The 16,610-nt window shown below is 40.1% G+C and carries 15 protein-coding genes; 6 read left to right on the top strand and 9 right to left on the bottom strand.

Annotated features, from left to right (window positions below):
• The first annotated feature begins 93 nt into the window (after positions 1 to 93).
• Entirely contained in the window at positions 94 to 828 is a 735-nt protein-coding gene (locus M3210_RS16520; protein ID WP_251516707.1) for a YqcI/YcgG family protein, read from the top strand.
• A gap of 66 nt (positions 829 to 894) precedes the next feature.
• Here M3210_RS16520 and M3210_RS16515 read toward each other — a convergent pair whose 3' ends face one another.
• The 3 genes from M3210_RS16515 to csaA all read right to left on the bottom strand — a co-directional run bounded on the left by M3210_RS16515 (position 895) and on the right by csaA (position 3,064).
• On the bottom strand, positions 895 to 2,373 hold the full coding sequence (locus M3210_RS16515) for a DUF2207 family protein (protein WP_349774375.1): 1,479 nt from the start codon (positions 2,371 to 2,373) through the stop codon (positions 895 to 897).
• Positions 2,374 to 2,386: 13 nt separating this feature from the next.
• A complete protein-coding gene (locus M3210_RS16510) occupies positions 2,387 to 2,590 on the bottom strand; it encodes a DUF2207 domain-containing protein (RefSeq protein WP_251516704.1) in 204 nt (67 codons plus the stop codon).
• A gap of 144 nt (positions 2,591 to 2,734) precedes the next feature.
• On the bottom strand, positions 2,735 to 3,064 hold the full coding sequence (csaA, locus tag M3210_RS16505; protein ID WP_251516702.1) for a chaperone CsaA: 330 nt from the start codon (positions 3,062 to 3,064) through the stop codon (positions 2,735 to 2,737).
• Between the two features lie 347 nt (positions 3,065 to 3,411).
• Between csaA and M3210_RS16500 the strand changes: the two genes are divergently transcribed.
• The gene (locus tag M3210_RS16500; protein WP_251516700.1) at positions 3,412 to 4,365 is read left to right on the top strand and encodes an ABC transporter ATP-binding protein; all 954 of its coding nucleotides are present in this window, start codon (positions 3,412 to 3,414) and stop codon (positions 4,363 to 4,365) included.
• The gene (locus M3210_RS16495; RefSeq protein ID WP_251516698.1) at positions 4,358 to 5,872 is read left to right on the top strand and encodes an ABC transporter permease/substrate-binding protein; all 1,515 of its coding nucleotides are present in this window, start codon (positions 4,358 to 4,360) and stop codon (positions 5,870 to 5,872) included. The genes M3210_RS16500 and M3210_RS16495 overlap by 8 nt, the downstream gene beginning before the upstream one ends.
• An 87-nt stretch (positions 5,873 to 5,959) precedes the next feature.
• Here M3210_RS16495 and M3210_RS16490 read toward each other — a convergent pair whose 3' ends face one another.
• The 4 genes from M3210_RS16490 to M3210_RS16475 all read right to left on the bottom strand — a co-directional run bounded on the left by M3210_RS16490 (position 5,960) and on the right by M3210_RS16475 (position 9,071).
• Positions 5,960 to 6,313 (bottom strand): DUF2200 domain-containing protein, encoded by a 354-nt coding sequence (locus tag M3210_RS16490; protein ID WP_251516697.1) that lies wholly within the window; start codon positions 6,311 to 6,313, stop codon positions 5,960 to 5,962.
• A 1-nt stretch (position 6,314) separates the two neighbouring features.
• Entirely contained in the window at positions 6,315 to 7,307 is a 993-nt protein-coding gene (locus M3210_RS16485; protein ID WP_251516695.1) for a tRNA dihydrouridine synthase, read from the bottom strand.
• A 92-nt stretch (positions 7,308 to 7,399) separates the two neighbouring features.
• Positions 7,400 to 8,056 carry a hypothetical protein gene (locus tag M3210_RS16480; protein WP_251516693.1) on the bottom strand — a complete coding sequence of 219 codons (657 nt, stop codon included), beginning with the start codon at positions 8,054 to 8,056 and terminating at the stop codon, positions 7,400 to 7,402.
• Between the two features lie 388 nt (positions 8,057 to 8,444).
• A complete protein-coding gene (locus tag M3210_RS16475; RefSeq protein WP_251516690.1) occupies positions 8,445 to 9,071 on the bottom strand; it encodes a metal-dependent hydrolase in 627 nt (208 codons plus the stop codon).
• Positions 9,072 to 9,228: 157 nt separating this feature from the next.
• Between M3210_RS16475 and M3210_RS16470 the strand changes: the two genes are divergently transcribed.
• Positions 9,229 to 10,467 carry a TraB/GumN family protein gene (locus tag M3210_RS16470; RefSeq protein WP_251516688.1) on the top strand — a complete coding sequence of 413 codons (1,239 nt, stop codon included), beginning with the start codon at positions 9,229 to 9,231 and terminating at the stop codon, positions 10,465 to 10,467.
• 672 nt (positions 10,468 to 11,139) lie between these two features.
• On the opposite strand, the gene M3210_RS16465 is transcribed toward M3210_RS16470, so the two are convergent.
• Complete coding sequence (locus M3210_RS16465; RefSeq protein ID WP_251516743.1) at positions 11,140 to 13,383, bottom strand: MMPL family transporter; 2,244 nt, start codon at positions 13,381 to 13,383, stop codon at positions 11,140 to 11,142.
• A gap of 123 nt (positions 13,384 to 13,506) precedes the next feature.
• On the opposite strand from M3210_RS16465, the gene M3210_RS16460 reads away from it, so the two are divergent.
• Both M3210_RS16460 and sspL read left to right on the top strand, forming a co-directional pair.
• The gene (locus M3210_RS16460) at positions 13,507 to 14,130 is read left to right on the top strand and encodes a TetR/AcrR family transcriptional regulator (RefSeq protein ID WP_251516686.1); all 624 of its coding nucleotides are present in this window, start codon (positions 13,507 to 13,509) and stop codon (positions 14,128 to 14,130) included.
• Positions 14,131 to 14,194: 64 nt separating this feature from the next.
• Positions 14,195 to 14,323, top strand: a complete 129-nt coding sequence (gene sspL, locus M3210_RS16455; RefSeq protein ID WP_251516679.1) for a small, acid-soluble spore protein L — start codon at positions 14,195 to 14,197, stop codon at positions 14,321 to 14,323.
• 119 nt (positions 14,324 to 14,442) lie between these two features.
• Here sspL and M3210_RS16450 read toward each other — a convergent pair whose 3' ends face one another.
• A complete protein-coding gene (locus tag M3210_RS16450) occupies positions 14,443 to 15,858 on the bottom strand; it encodes a hypothetical protein (RefSeq protein ID WP_251516676.1) in 1,416 nt (471 codons plus the stop codon).
• Positions 15,859 to 16,610 lie beyond the last annotated feature (752 nt).

Below are 16,610 nucleotides of genomic sequence, written 5' to 3'. Positions count from 1 at the left end.
TCTTCTCCTTGCAACCACGCCGTTTAATCGTTTTATGTATTGGGTAGATATTTTATTACACCCCAAATTTACTACAATAGTGGAGGAGAAAAGATGAAAACAAAAGAACAGAGTCTACTAACCAAGGAAGACTTCCATACCCGCAACGACTTACCCGAATGGTTATATAAGGAATATCAAACGTTTCATCAAACCGTTACAGATAAAACATTTCCATGTTTTTTCGGTATGCGCGGCGAGCTTAAAGGAGAACTGCGCTATGCATACGTAACACAAGATGATTGGAGTAACTTACCCTCCGCTTTAATAAATTTCCTGAAGCTATTTCAAGAACCCGATGCCAAACGCCATGGATTATTTGTATTTGTCGAGCCATTGGATACAGAAGGACAACTGGATGATTATCGGAAGCAATTTTGGGAGATTCTCCAATACTTGCACAATGTTGATGAGGTGAGCTGGCCTGAAGACTCGCCACGTGATCCTGACCATTATCTATGGGATTTTCATTTTCACGGTGAGCCGATTTTCGTATTTGGAAATGCACCAGCATATAAAAAACGAAAAACTAGGGATTTAGGCAATGCAATGGTACTTGGCTTCCAGCCGCGAAGAATCTTTAAAGGGTTGGAAGGTACAGAGCGGACAGGAGTGATGTCCAGAGAGCAAGTCCGCAAACGGGTAGAGATGTGGGATCAGTTGCCAAAGCATCCTGACATCGGGCATTACGGAGACCCGACTCATCATGAATGGAAGCAGTTTTTTATCGGGGATGATATTGAGCCGATTAAAGGGAAATGTCCGTTTCACCATAAAGAACAGGAATAACAATTAACCCTCCGGCTTTTCTAGCAGCTGGAGGGTTGTTTTATCTATCTTATAATCAAATGAAAATCAAAATGCACCAGATCCACCGCCACCTCCGCCAACACCTGTACCTGTGCCCGAATATGACGTACTACCACTTCCTGATTCAGCATATGTTTGGGTTGCCGCTCCGAAATTCAAGTGTGCTGTAGTGGAAAGTGCTAACATTAAAAATAATAGTTCGTCGGACTCTTCTTGATCATCCTTCTGATTATTAATTAAAAACCGATTTTTCTCGGCCAATTTCTTATCATTGATTCCTGTCGTGAAGATAAGCGCACGCTCTTTGTCATCATCTGACAACGTGTACCAGCTACTGGATTCCAGTCCGCTGAAATGATTCTTAAAATGGTCCCATTCTTGCTTAATGATTTGTCCTTTCACTGTTCTGGTCTTGAATATAAAAGCAAATGTAAGTAAGACGACCATTAAAGCTAAACTGATGAAAAGCCACATGTATAATTCATAGATTCCAAGTACAATCATCAATGGTATGAATAACAGGCTTACTACTCCTGTAAACCAACGAAGTTTCGCATGTTGATTGAACAATTGATGAGATTTGACTTCCTGCATAATCAAACCTTGATACTTGGCTAATTCGGTACGAAACATTTGCTGATTACTGGAGCTTTTCAACAATGATTCCAGTTGTTCGAATGAAAACGTTCCTTTTTCAGCCAACTTTCTAAACAAGAGATGAATCAGCTGACCCTCATGTTTATGCTCTGTTTGCTTGTTGATTAGATGATAGGTGTCATCACCACGTATTTCAATATTCCCTTTCCTTACTAAATCCATCATTCCGATGGTCAGCAAGTCACCTAAACCAGTCGTAAAATGACGGAAATAATAAATCGTCGCTGGCATACTCATCACTTCTTTAGGTACTATCGATCTGGCCGGAGTTTGCCGCTCCGCCTCCAAAAGAGTCGCCTGTCTTTTCCTCCAAGCATAAAAAAGTAATAGTAGGAAATATAGACTGAGCACACTAATGACTATTATGGCTACATTTTCCCAATTCTTCTGTGCATTTAAAAAGTCTGCTTCTTTATCTGCTAGTTCTTGTTGTTCATGCAAAAGTTTATCACGGATGGTTTCGTTATGCGTAACGGAGGCAGCAGAAAATATGTCTCTGTCATAAGCAACACGAATATTCCCCTTTTCTCCACCCTCTACTAATCCCATTTCAAAAATAACGACTCCATCATTTTCAATCTTTTCCGTTCCGTATGCCGAATGATATCCATAAGCGATGACGTCGCTCGTTGTCTTTGGCGGGTGGACGGTTATCGTCATATTTTCGTAATCTGTTTCATTATTTGAATCAAAAAACGGCCAATAAAATTGTGCCATATCCTCGTACACTTCAACGCCATTTTCAATAATATAGCTAAGTTCAATCGTTATCGTCTCATCTTCACCAGGCCGGTGAATGATATAAGTTGCATCTTCCTTTTCCACTTCAAGCTGCTTCCCATTTTCTTGGGCATTAAAATCGGTAATAGCAGCCCCTTTCTTAGGTTATTAAACCGCGCGTTATCCCATTAAAATCTCCGTCAAATTCGTATGTGTGAAGTTCCGTTACGTGCACCATACCGTTCTCTTGCAAAAATGCATCAATTTTCGTTTCTTCTATACTAAAGTCTACAGCAAAAGCATGGACAGGAAGTAGAAAGCACCCAATAAAAGCTAGTAGTAATAGTAGAGTATATTTTTTCATCACGATCCCTCACTTTCCTATAGTCTATATACGGATCAGACAGGTAAAAAGTTTCATTCGATGGATTAGAGAATTTTTTCCAGTCAGCAATTCCACATATAAAAAAGGGCCCTCCACAACTAGAAAGCCCCCTTTTGATTCTGTTTATGAGATTGTTGTCCCATTCTCAACAGGTTGATCTGGCTTCAACAACACGACATCTCCCTCTTCCGGGACGCCTCCGATCACCAATACTTCCGATTTGAACCCTGCGATTCTTCTCGGCGGGAAGTTTACTACTGCGACCACTTGATTGCCGATTAATTGTTCAGGTTTGTACCTATTTGTAATTTGTGCCGAGGATTGTTTGATACCAATTTCACCAAAATCAATCTCCAACTTGATTGCAGGCTTCCTTGCCTCCGGAAAAGGCTCTGCTTTAATGACTGTACCAATTCGAATATCCAACTTCATAAAATCTTCAATCGTTGCCATCATGATACCTCCATTACTAAATTACTTTTCAGTCTATCCTTTCTATCTATCATTATAACAAGATGGTTTATCATATTCCCTATATTCCATAAGAATTTGTAGACATAGACGATTTACTTCATAAAAAAGATGCAACTCCGAAAATTTTCTTAAAAAAAATATCAAAATAAGTATTAAAAATTCGAAAAAGAGGAATAGAGTATGTTGAAGGATGGAGAGACTTCATAAACAAAAATGGAGAGCAATACATATCACCGCCGCGTACTTATTTATTGAGCTTTTATTCTACCAATACTACACTGTAATGAAGATAACCAACAAACGTACAGAAGGGATTAATTACACTAATGATTACATTTAAAAATGTTTCCAAGCAATATGACGAAACAATTGCTGTCAACGCATTAAACTTCACCATTGAAAAAGGCGAATTTTTTGTGCTGATCGGCCCCAGTGGATGCGGCAAGACAACTACGTTAAAAATGATCAACCGCCTCATTCCTTTGACTAATGGAGCAATCACCATCAACGAGAAAAAAATAAGTGAATATCAAATTGATGAACTGCGCTGGAATATCGGATACGTCCTGCAGCAGATCGCTCTATTTCCACATATGACAATTGAAGAAAATATCGCGATTGTTCCGGAATTGAAACAATGGAGCAAAGAAAAAATTCATCATCGGGTAACTGAATTGTTGGATATGGTTGGATTGGACCCTGATACATATCGGAATCGAAAGCCTAATGAGCTTTCAGGCGGTGAGCAACAACGAGTTGGTGTCATACGTGCTTTAGCTGCCGACCCAGAAATCATTTTAATGGACGAACCATTCAGTGCCCTCGACCCGCTCAGTCGTGAAAAACTGCAGGAAGATATCATTCATCTCCAACAATCGATCAAGAAAACAATCGTATTTGTCACACACGATATGAAAGAAGCAGTGAAACTTGCTGATCGGATTGCATTAATGAACCAAGGGGAAATTATCCAGCTAGGTACACCTGAGGAATTGATCAACCATCCGACCAATGACTTTGTCAGGGATTTTGTGGGCAATAGCGCACATGCGAATTTTGATTTTAACCTAGATAAGTATACGCAGCCTCTGAATCATACGGAACCTGGGACAGCTTCCATCTCTGCCACAGCAACGATGGAGGAAGTTTTAGCGAAACTAACCGAACATGTCGAAATAATCGTTGAAAAAAATGGAGTTCCAGTTGGTAAGGTTGACAGACAAATTATGATTCAATATTTCTCCCAACATGTAAATAAAGGGGGAAATGGCCGTGAATAATCTGATACAGGAGTTGCAAAATCGAAAGCAAGACCTCTTTCAAGCATTGATAGAGCATATTGAAATATCGTTCATCGCCCTATTTTTCGCAGTACTCATTGCTGTGCCTCTGGGAATCTATCTTACGAAAAAAGAGAAACTCTCAGAAAGTATCATCGGCATCACTGCAGTTTTACAGACCATTCCTTCATTGGCATTATTAGGTCTATTAATTCCTTTACTGGGGATCGGTAAAGTACCAGCAATCATTGCATTAGTGATTTATGCGCTGCTTCCTATCCTCCGCAACACCTACACGGGTATTAAGGAAGTCGATGCGTCTTTAATTGAGGCTGCTATGGCTATGGGAATGAATGCTAGGAAAAGACTGTGGAAAGTAGAACTCCCCCTTGCAATGCCAGTAATTATGGCAGGGATACGGACAGCGATGGTACTCATTATCGGAACAGCAACCCTTGCAGCTTTAATCGGGGCTGGTGGATTAGGGGATATCATCTTACTTGGAATTGATCGTAATAATTCAGCACTCATTTTGCTCGGAGCTATACCTGCAGCGCTATTGGCTATTCTTTTTGATGTGATATTACGGGGAATGCAAAAACTTTCTTACAAGAAAACTCTTGTCGCTACAGCAACCATTGTTGTTATAACGATTGGAATATCAGTCATTCCGAACTTATTCAATAGTAATCAGGACACCATCGTCATTGGCGGGAAGTTGGGATCCGAACCGGAGATCTTGATTAATATGTACAAAATTTTAATTGAGGACGAGACAGATTTACAAGTTGAACTAGAACCTAGTCTTGGTAAAACAACTTTTCTGTTTAATGCACTTGAATCTGAAAGCATAGATATTTATCCAGAGTTTACTGGAACAATTGTTACACAATTTTTAGAAGAAACCTCACTTAGTACGGATAGACAAGAAGTCTATGAACAAGCGAAAGACGGACTACTCGAAAGATATGACCTCGTTCTATTGGAACCGATGGAATTCAATAATACGTATGCATTGGCTGTATCACAATCCTTTGTTGAGGAGCACAATGTAGAAAAGATTTCCGATCTGCATGGTCTAGAAGAAGAAGTCAAAGCTGGATTCACTTTGGAATTTACCGATCGGCAAGACGGATATCTCGGTATTCAAGATTTATATGAATTGGAATTTCCAAATCTTGTAACGATGGAGCCGAAATTACGTTATACGGCAATCGAACAGGATGATATTAATCTATTGGATGCCTACTCCACGGATAGTGAGCTCAGACGTTATAATCTTACCGTATTAGAAGACGACCTTGAATTATTCCCACCGTATCAAGGCGCTCCGCTTTTAAGGAAGGAAACGCTCGAGGAATATCCAGAACTGGAGGGAATTTTAAATCAATTAGCCGGTAAAATCACGGATGATCAAATGCGGGAAATGAATTATCAAGTAGCTATCGAAGGAAAAAGTGCAGAGGATGTCGCTCGACAGTTTCTGGAGAATGAAGGGATTAGATAATTAGAGTCTCTTGTAAAAATGATAAAAGAAAGGCTTAGAATTTGAATTCTAAGCCTTTTCTTATATACGTTTTTCAGAAGTCCTCTCTTACGATGTCCTCAAAATTTTCTCCATCGCTTTTCCTTTTGCCAGTTCGTCAATCAACTTGTCCATGTAGCGTATTTCCTTCATTAGTGGGTCTTCAATTTCCTCCACTCGAACACCACAAATCACACCTGTAATCAACGACCGGGATGGATTCAACTTTGGAGCTTGAGCGAAGAAGTCTTCAAAATTTGTTTTCTTTTCTATTTCCGTTTCCAGCTCTTCTTGACTATATCCGGTCAACCAACGGATGATTTCATCGACTTCTTCTTTCGTACGGCCTTTTTTCTCCGCCTTCGTAATATAGTGAGGATATACACTTGCAAAACTCATCGTATAAATTCTATGCTTTGCCATGTTATCCCCTCCTCGTCTCTTCCAATACGTCCGCATGTTGACGTTCAAACTCATCCAATAATGCACGCACTTCATCTGTAGTTTCTGTGCTCATCAATTCATGTCTTAGCACGCTAGCGCCGCGAATACCACGGACATAAATTTTGAAAAAGCGTCGTAGTGGTTTGAATGGACGATCTTCCATTGCGGAATACTTGTCAAATAGATCCAAGTGCAATCTTAACAAATCAAGCAGTTCTTTACTGGTGTGCTCTTTCTTTTCTTTTTCAAAAGCAAATGGATTTTTGAAAATTCCACGGCCAATCATAATGCCATCCACACCATACTTTTCAGCAAGTTCCAAACCAGTTTGTCGATCTGGAATATCCCCATTAATCGTAAGTAAGGTATCCGGAGCTATCTCGTCCCGCAGTTTCTTGATTTCCGGGATGAGTTCCCAGTGTGCTGGATAGTTACTCATTTCCTTCTTCGTACGTAGATGGATGGAAAGATTCACGATATCCTGTTTCAACACATGTGTCAGCCAGTCGCGCCACTCGTCAACTTGAGTATAGCCGAGGCGTGTCTTTACACTAACTGGTAATCCTCCCGCTTTTGCAGCTTGGATAAGCTCAGCGGCAACTTCCGGACGGCGTATAAGGCCACATCCTTTTCCTTTGCCTGCCACATTAGGGACAGGACAACCCATGTTAATATCTAAACCTTTAAAGCCTTCTTCTGCCATCCCGATGCTCATTTGCTTGAAATGTTCCGGCTCGTCTCCCCATATATGGGCGACAATCGGTTGTTCATCCTCTGTATAAGTCAAACGACCACGTACACTCATTTTCCCCTCTGGATGACAATAGCTCACTGAATTGGTGAATTCCGTGAAAAACACATCTGGTCTGGCCGCTTCACTCACGACATGACGGAAGACAACATCAGTCACATCCTCCATCGGCGCCAGGATAAAAAACGGTCGTGGTAATTCACGCCAAAAATTCTCTTTCATCTATATTCAATCCTCTCATTAGCAATACAAGGAAAAACTAAAATAAAAGCAAAGATTTTTTTGCTCCTTTACACTTATATCACAATTAGGTCTTATTTATCAAACGGATTGGGTTGATTATGGACTACAGCTTTCTCTATCTCTTGGGCATATTCAATAAGTTCTTTTCTTGAGTCTACATACTGCGAGATCGAGCTGAAATGCTTTTCCCGGAAATTCACAAAAACACTTCTCAGTTCGTTATTAATATGCACATCATCGAGATAAACTTGAATTTCTTCTTCATCCAAATCATAAATTTTCCCGCTAAAATAAATTTTGTATGCCTCATCATCCGCTAAGGGTTTCCCGTTATTCGCATTGTAGTGTCTAATATAATCACTCGTTTTGACATCGAGTAACTCTGCATTTTTCCTAACTTCCAAATATTTATTTTTAAATGCATGGAGCAATGCTGCGAGTTCTTTGTTATGGTAGGCATATCTTTCCATCAAGTCGAGAGGATGGTCTTGTAAAATCTCAATAATTTCCTCCACAAAGAGGGGCTGAGAGTACATCACGTGAGATACACGAAACGCATCTCCACGATAATTCACAAAATACAATTTCTCTTTCAAGATGGATATTTCTCTCTCATAGTGATGCTTAAGTAATATTTTCTCTCTTCTTAATTGAAATCCCCAAAGGATTAAACCAACAATGACACCAGTAATAATACCGGAGAGTATTTCTGCACTGAAGAAACTCAATTTCATTCCCCCCTTTATCATGAGCTACCATCATTATACTGAATACAGAGTCCTCGCGCGCGTTCTCCTCCTCTTCTCTTTTATTTATCTTTCTCTTTATATATAGTAAAGTTTTGGGTCAAGTTCAGGGTCAAGTATGTTGTCAATATTTCCATTGATGAGTCAAGTGATAGATCAAGGATTACTCGGAATTCTATTCATGAAGGGGTCAAGTTCACGGATAGAAAATGCCATGAAAAAATAGGCAAACCACTGTAAAGTTCACAGCAATTCACCTTCCATTAATTAGTAACCCAAATTTTTTTCATAACTTGCCCCCCTTCTCACTACTATAATCGAGATTCACTCGAGTTTGGGGGTGAAATTTATTCTAATTTATAAATATCCGTTAAAGCTCCATTTTGCTAAATGGCAAAAACAGTTTAATTCCTCTTCTATTCGCTGGAAAAATGCGCATATCGGCAATTAAATGACTTGCATACCCAAAAGTGCAAGCATAAAACAGTAGATCATTACTCATATCCACTGCAAAAAGATGCGCGATATAAGCAAAGAATACTAAACCAATTAAAGAATGCGTGTACGATCGGTGCGATGATAAAGCGGCTCCGACAATATAAATTCCGATCAATAACAACCATAATTTGCTTAAGAAGAACCCTAGAACCCCAACACCAATCCCAGTAAGGATCAGCATAATCTTTTGAGAAAGTTTTTGGGCAAAAAATACAATCGCTCCTCCGATGACGAATCCAAGCCATTTTTCATTCTGACCAACTTGGACTAACGAAAGAACCATCATTAATAATCCGATAATCGTTGCAACACTTTTAAGCATTTTATCTGACAGTGATATTTTCTTTGCCAGCTTACCTCCTATATCTAAATCCGGTATTAAAGCTGATACCGTCCCAGCACTTACTAAAACTAATGTTGTCATTGGATCTGCTCCATACACATTAGCGATTACAAATCCTGTTCCAGCGCCGATTGCGCTGTGTGCTACTCCGTTCACTTCATACGCTCCTTTAACCTTTCATTCTCTATGTCATACACAAATCTATTAACCAACTAATTCTACTTCTTCCAAATTTTATTGTAAAGTATGAAACCTAGGGTTAGAGTTTGTCGTACTACTTAACACTGAACGAATATTAAAATGAGGTGTGGAATTGAAACGACGATTATCTTTCCTTTTATTATTATTCATGGCGCTTTTCTTAGCTGCGTGCCAAAATGAGGAGCCTGTATATTTCACAGATGCACAACTAGAAACTGTTTTACGGGAAGAAATCAACAAACCAGAAGGTGAATTATTTGTAGAGGATTTTGAAGAACTAACGGAGCTTGATTTATCTGGAATAGAAATCAGCGATTTAGAAGGTCTTGAGCTTCTACATCAACTAGAAATTATCCATCTAACAGAGACGGCGATTCCTGATCTATCCCCATTAACCGAGCTAGAGGCTCTAGAGGAAATTTTCATTTCTGAAGATATCGGAGACGAACAGCAGGCAACGATTGAACAATTGATCGATGCTGATATTGCCGTTCACTGGGTGGAGCCAGAAATCGTCGGTAGTCCCGATGGCCCTGGTGGATTTTTATGGAAAGTGGAAAATGATGATACAACGGTTTATCTACAAGGAACGATTCATGTAGGAACGGAAGATTTATTCCCTATGCACGAAACGATCGAAAATGCGTATAAAGAAGCTGACATCATCGTTCCAGAAATTGATTTGAACAACCTGAATCCGATTGAAATGCAAAATATCATGATGGAGCTTGGAACATTCCAAGATGGGACGACGATTGAAGATCATCTATCCGAAGAATCGTATGAAGCGTTAGATGCATTCTTCACCGAGCAAGGTATTCCACTAGGCCTCATGAAAACCTATCAACCATGGTTGTTATCTTCGTTCGTGCAACAATTGCTGCTGGAAGAATTAGGCTACACGGAAGGAGTGGATGAATATTTCTTATCGAGGGCGGAAAAGGATGGAAAGGAAATCATCGCCCTTGAAACAGCAGAAGAACAATTTCATGTATTGGCTAGTGCTTCCCTGCAGTATCAAATTCAAATGTTAGAAGAATCATTAGTCCGTTCAGAAGAATTTAATGAAAGTATGCAAGAATTACTTCAAGCGTATATGGAAGGCGATGCCGACAAAATGCTGGAAGATGCATTAGCCGAGGAAGCACAGATGACTGAAGAAGACGAAGCATTCATGGAAGCATTAAACGATAACCGAAATTATAATATGGCCGAACAAATTGTGGGATTCCTCGAGCAGGATGATGGCCAAACCTATTTCGTCATTGTAGGAGCACTTCACTATATTTTAGAGCCTCATATCATTTCCATTTTGAAAGATGAAGGATATGTAGTAGAACACATTCATTGATCACCGATACAAAAGTTTATTTAAAAAATCAAAAGACCTTCCTCTAGGAAGGTCTTTTCGTATACAACCTAGTTGACGGTAGCAGGCTTGCGCTCGATTGTGACTTTCTTACGTTCGATCGCGGCCTAACTTTAGACTCCTCATTGAACGTGAAATTTTCTTGCGTTTGATTGTAGCGTAAATTTAGGACCTTCATCAAATGTGAGACTTTCTTACGTTTGATTGCGGCCTTACTTTAGGCTCCTCTTCAAACGTGAGACTCTCTTACGTTTGATTGCGGACTTACTCTAGGCTCCTCTTCAAACGTGAGACTCTCTTACGTTTGCTTGCGGCCTTACTTTAGGCTCCTCTTCAAACGTGAGACTCTCTTACGTTTGATTGCGACCTAACTCTAGGCTCCTCTTCAAACGTGAGACTTTCTTACGTTTGCTTGCGGACTAACTCTAGGCTCCTCTTCAAATGTGAGACTTTCTTACGTTTGATTGCGGCTTACTTTAGGCTCCTCTTCAAACGTGAGACTCTCTTACGTTTGATTGCGACCTAACTCTAGGCTCCTCTTCAAACGTGAGACTCTCTTACGTTTGCTTGCGGACTAACTTTAGTTTGCTAATCAATCATGAACAGATTTCACTTTCCCAACTAAGCGATAATACGTTTTTTTCCTAGATAATATCATCTTTTACCAGACCATTTATGCAACGTCTCATGATTTTTAAGTTTCCATAGTTTTCCTGGCCAAAATGACAATCTGCCGATGACAGTAGTTAGTGCTGGTACAAGCAATGGTCTTACTACGAATGTATCGAGCAGAATACCGATTGCCGTAATTGTCCCAAAGTGGACAAGGACATCTAATGGCATGGTTGCAAGGACAGCAAACGTTCCCGCTAAGATGAGTCCTGCAGAACTGATTACCCCACCAGTTACAGAAACACTGTTTGCAATTGCATCTTTCAATGGCATAGACTTACGGTTATCCCATAGATTCGACACTAGGAAAATATTATAGTCAATTCCAAGTGCAACTAAAAATACAAAGGAGTAAAGCGGAATCGTCCCCTGGATGGCGGATACGTCAAAGAAATAATGAAGAACGATCCAACCAAGTCCGAGGGCTGATGCGTAAGATAAAATGACCGTAAACAATAGGTATACCATCGCAACGATAGAACGTAGGAAAATAACAAGCATCACTGCAAGTATCAATAGAAGTACAGGCATAATAACGTTTTGATCTCGACTAGTTGCCTGGTCAGTATCATAGAGCCCTGCCGTCTCCCCGCCTATCCAGACTTGATCCTCTGCATCAGTCACATCCACAGCTGCTAATGCCTCTGCCGCAATTTCTTTAAAATCAGGAATACTCTCTACTGCATCTGCAGAATATGGATCAATGGAAAGCGTCACTTCCCATTTCTTAATATCACTGTTTTCCGAACCTTCTTCTGCATCCGATACAATCTCAGCAAATGGATGTTCTTCAAGTTCAACTTTTAAATCCACTTCTTCCCCATTCGAATCAACAATGACCTCTAGTGGTGCAATTTCCCCTGGCGGGTAATGTTCAGAAATGAGGGTGAAACCTTCCCTAGACGGCATATCTTCCGGGAATGAATCAAGCAAGGCGTACGTGTATTGGATTTTCGGCACGAACGCAGCTAATCCACCAAGGATCACTAAAGTGACAAGAATAACAGTCCACGGTTTTTTCGTGACCAAACTGCCTATTTTATTACCAAATTTATTCGTTGTTTTTGGACGACGTAGTTTCTTCCCTTTTTTCTCTTCCATTTCTTGAATCATTTCCTCAGGTCGGGGTACAAAAGGAATAAAGGCGAATCGACCAAGTAACGCCAAAATGGCCGGGAGAACACTAAGCGCTGCAATTCCCATGATAAAAATGGATAAACTGAAAGGAACAGCAAAACGATAGTATGATGCATAAATTCCAAGCGCAAGTGACAATAGACCAATTACTGTTGAAGAAGAACTCATCATAATTGCGCCACCTACACCACTCATCGCATTTTTCAGCGCGACATATTTATCTCTTTCATGGCGTAATTCATCTCGATAACGGGAAATCAAGAATAAACAGTAATCTGTCCCAGCACCAAATAACAATACAGTCATAATTGAAATCGCCTGTGCATCTACTTCAATCCAACCCTTACTTGCCAAGAAACCGAGTAGTGGACTGATGACACCATAAGCGATACCCACTGCAACAAGTGGTACCAGAGCTAGAATCGGTGAACGGTATAAAATAATTAGTAATGCAAATACAATAACAACTGTAGCAATCAATAATGCAATATCTGCGTTGCTGAATAAAGAAACGGTATCTGTCTGAATTCCAACTGGTCCGGAAAAACGAAGATGAAGACCTGATTCATCCAAGTCCTTTTCTGTAATCTCTTCTCCAGCCTGTTCTTCAATCAGTGCACGTAAATCCTCCAAGATGACACTATATTCATCCGTTGTTGTTCCACCTTCAAAAAAGATTGGAGTAGTTAGAGCTTCTCCATCTTCTGAAGCACTCCCGAACAACGCTTCAACTGGCATTTGGTGAAATGGCGGTATCGTCTGTTGCTTATCAAGTGGTTCATTCTCTAAATCTTGATAAAGCTCCTGAATGAGCTCAAAATCTTCCATCTCCAACCCATCATCACGATGCCATACAAGCAGCAATGGAGTTCCCGAGCCGTCGGCAAATTCCTTAGCTGCGATTTTTGACGCTTCAACCGACATCATATCATCGGGGAGCAACTGTTGATCTGTTGTCTCTTCCTCATTCACTTGTGGCCAAATGAAGGATACAGCTACTATTAAGATGATCCATATAAAAATCGTAAGCCAGCGTGTTTTTAGACCGGCAACAAAGCCACCCCAGCGCTTAAGTAAATTTTTCACAATTCCATTCCTCTCTACTTAAAAAATAAGTACTCAATAATTATATATACCCGACAGTTAATTAATCAAGCATAAAATTCATATGTTATAATTATTTTACATTAATATTTTGGAGATGGATGAACGATGAAGAAAAAGCAACGTGCATTAGGCCGTCCACGTAAGGAACAAGGAGCGATGGCAACGGAAGAAATAATATTGCATACAGCTACTGGTCTATTTTTAGAAAAAGGCTTTCAGCATGTATCAATGGATGACGTAGCCAAAAAATGCAATGTCACAAAAGCAACTGTTTATTATTACTATAAAACGAAAACAGATCTCTTTATGGATAGTATGATTAAACTTATGGTTCGTATTCGAGAGAGATCCTCTGCGATCTTGTCTACTGACGAACCCTTAAAAACACAATTATTCCAATTTGCAAGTGCACACTTGAAAGCTACTGTTGATATAGATATTAATACATTCATGAAGGAAGCCAAAATTACGCTATCACAAGAGCAAATGGAAGAAATGAAAAAAGCCGAAGATGCGCTATACAATGAACTGGAATCCGCTCTAACCAGATCCATGGAGCGGGGAGAAATCCGAAAATGCAACCCACGGCTTGCGACGCTGGTTTTTGTAAATTTATTGACCGTCAAAAATTCAATGGATGAAAGCTATCAAAATTCATTTGATTCTGTGGAAGATTTAGCAAAGGAATTAGTTGATTTTTATTGGAATGGATTAGCGGGAGGAAATTGAAAAAGGCTACAATCCATGCATATAAAATAATGAAATTGCAACACTATTACTGGAGGTGTGGCAATTGTCCAAGAATAAAGGTAAAAAAGCAAGATCAAGTGTAAATCCACAAGGCCATTCAGAGGATGTGGCTGATCAACAGCCTAAATCACAATTGGAACAGCGTGCAAAGAAAAGAAACACTAAAATTTAACAAGAAATAGAATGCCCCCTTTTGGATTTTCAAAAGGGGGCATTCTTTTCATGAAGCATATGAAACATGAAAGGAAAAGCAGATGTTTTTATAATCAAACAGAATGACTCTAGATACTATTATAGAAAAAACACCGCAATGAATGTCATGATGGTTAAACCGATCATGACTGGGAAGAAGTTTTTACGGACCAAATCCATGACAGACACTCCACAGAAACCGGCAATGGCGATCAGTGACGACCATGCAATAATTGTTCCGCCACCTGTCCAGATTGCTCCCATTTGTCCAATTGCCGCTAAGGTGGACGCATCGATGGAAGCCGTTTCCAAGGAAGCTGCTAGAGCACCTGTAAGAGGCAGCCCCGAGAATCCCGAGCCATCCAGCCCTGTGATGATACCGATGACCAGTATACTCAACCCTGCCAGTAAAGCACTCTGCGGCAGGAATTCTTGAGTGGCAGTGACCAAATCGAATAATAACGCGGGTCCTTCTTCTACCCCTAGTATCTTACCAGAAAGCTCAGGACTTCCTAAGAAAAAGAAATCTGCAATCGGAATAACCGGCCCCATTGCTTTGAAAGCAAACACAAATCCTTCTGTAATATGATTACTAATGTAATCTAAAGCATGATGCCTTCCAAAAGCGACGGTCGACAGCAATAACAGGATTACCGCTACACCGCCAACAAAAGCTGCACCATCTCCCCCGACCAAATCGCCACTTTGGGCAAACAACTTATTGTACATCATATAAATAACGACGATAAGGAGAGATAAAGGAACTAATATTGCAAAGATTTTACTCCATGTGGTCAAATGAGCAGTTCTCACTTTATTTGTAGACTCTTCCGCAGTCTGCAGCGTTTTCTGATCTTTTTCATTTAGTAGATCATCTTTAGAACGGATGGATTTCCTGTTCAATAAGTAAGCTAAGAGAATCGCTACTCCACCAGAAATCCATGACATGACAAACGCTTTATCAGCTATAGATTCGACATCTACCCCAGCAGCCGTAGCAGACAAACTTGGTGCCACTTGCACAATATAATCCGAGGATAGTGCCATACCCTGTCCAGCGAGTGCAATGGCAACTGCGGCAGTCATTGCAGGTAATCCAGCTCGGATGGCTGCTGGAACAAGTAAAGCACAGATTAATGGAACGGCAGGTGTCGGCCAGAAAAACAATGAAATAATATAAGTGACGGCGACGAGTACGAAAAACGAAATATGGCCATTCACCATCAGTTTCTGGATAGGTTGAATCATCCTACGATCCGCACCTAAATCACGTAAAGAATGAAGGAGCGCCAGCATGAACGTAATGATTAAAAATATACTGAACAACTCTTGCGCAGCAACCAAATTCGCATGGAATATCGACGTAAATCCACCAACAACACTCCCCTTATATACCCACGCGATAATAAAGGTTCCGAGTAAAGTCGGTAAAACGACACCTTTCCGGAAAATCATTGTCAATATAATCAACAAAGTAAACAAGCCATAGAGTAAATGAGCAATGGTCAGTTCCAAACGTACACTTCCTCTCCTTGAACATGCTATAGCCTATGCTGGGACAAGGTGAGACGCTACATGGAACTGGTGTTGAAATGAAATAAATTTAATCTCAATTTAGGTTTATTCCCACTTACAAATTCATAATTAAATGTATGTGACAAAAGCTTACGTTTGATTAGAACTTGATAATTCTACTTCTTATCGAACGAGAGAACAGCTTATGTTCGATTAAACATTATAATTCTGCCTCTAATCAAACGTGAGAACGGCTTACGTTCGATTAGACATCATAATTCTACTTCTAAGCGAACGAGAGAATGGCTTACGTTCGATTAGACTACTTCTAAGCGAACGAGAGAACGGCTTACGTTCGATTAGACATCATAATTCTACTTCTAATCGGACGCGAGAAAGGCTTACGTTCGATTGGCCATCATAATTCTACTTCTAATCGGACGCGAGAAAGGCTTACGTTCGATTAGACATCATAATTCTACTTCTAATCGGACGCGAGAAAGGCTTACGTTCGATTAGACATCATAATTCTACTTCTAATCGAACGCGAGAAAGGCTTACGTTCGATTAGACATCATAATTCTACTTCTAATCGGACGCGAGAAAGGCTTACGTTCGATTAGACAGTCAAGTCCATAATTCTGTGTAAAAGCATATTTTCGACCAGTAGTAATATTATTTGAAACCATAGTGTGAGAGCAGCCACAGCTTTGCTGCTTGCCATTGACTGTAGTGCCCGATTCTTAGTATTT

Source organism: Oceanobacillus luteolus (assembly GCF_023715655.1).
In the GTDB taxonomy this organism is placed as follows: Bacteria; Bacillota; Bacilli; order Bacillales; family Amphibacillaceae; genus Oceanobacillus; species Oceanobacillus luteolus.
The sequence above is the reverse complement of the archived record's forward strand: the minus strand, read 5'-3'. Positions and strand labels throughout refer to the sequence as shown.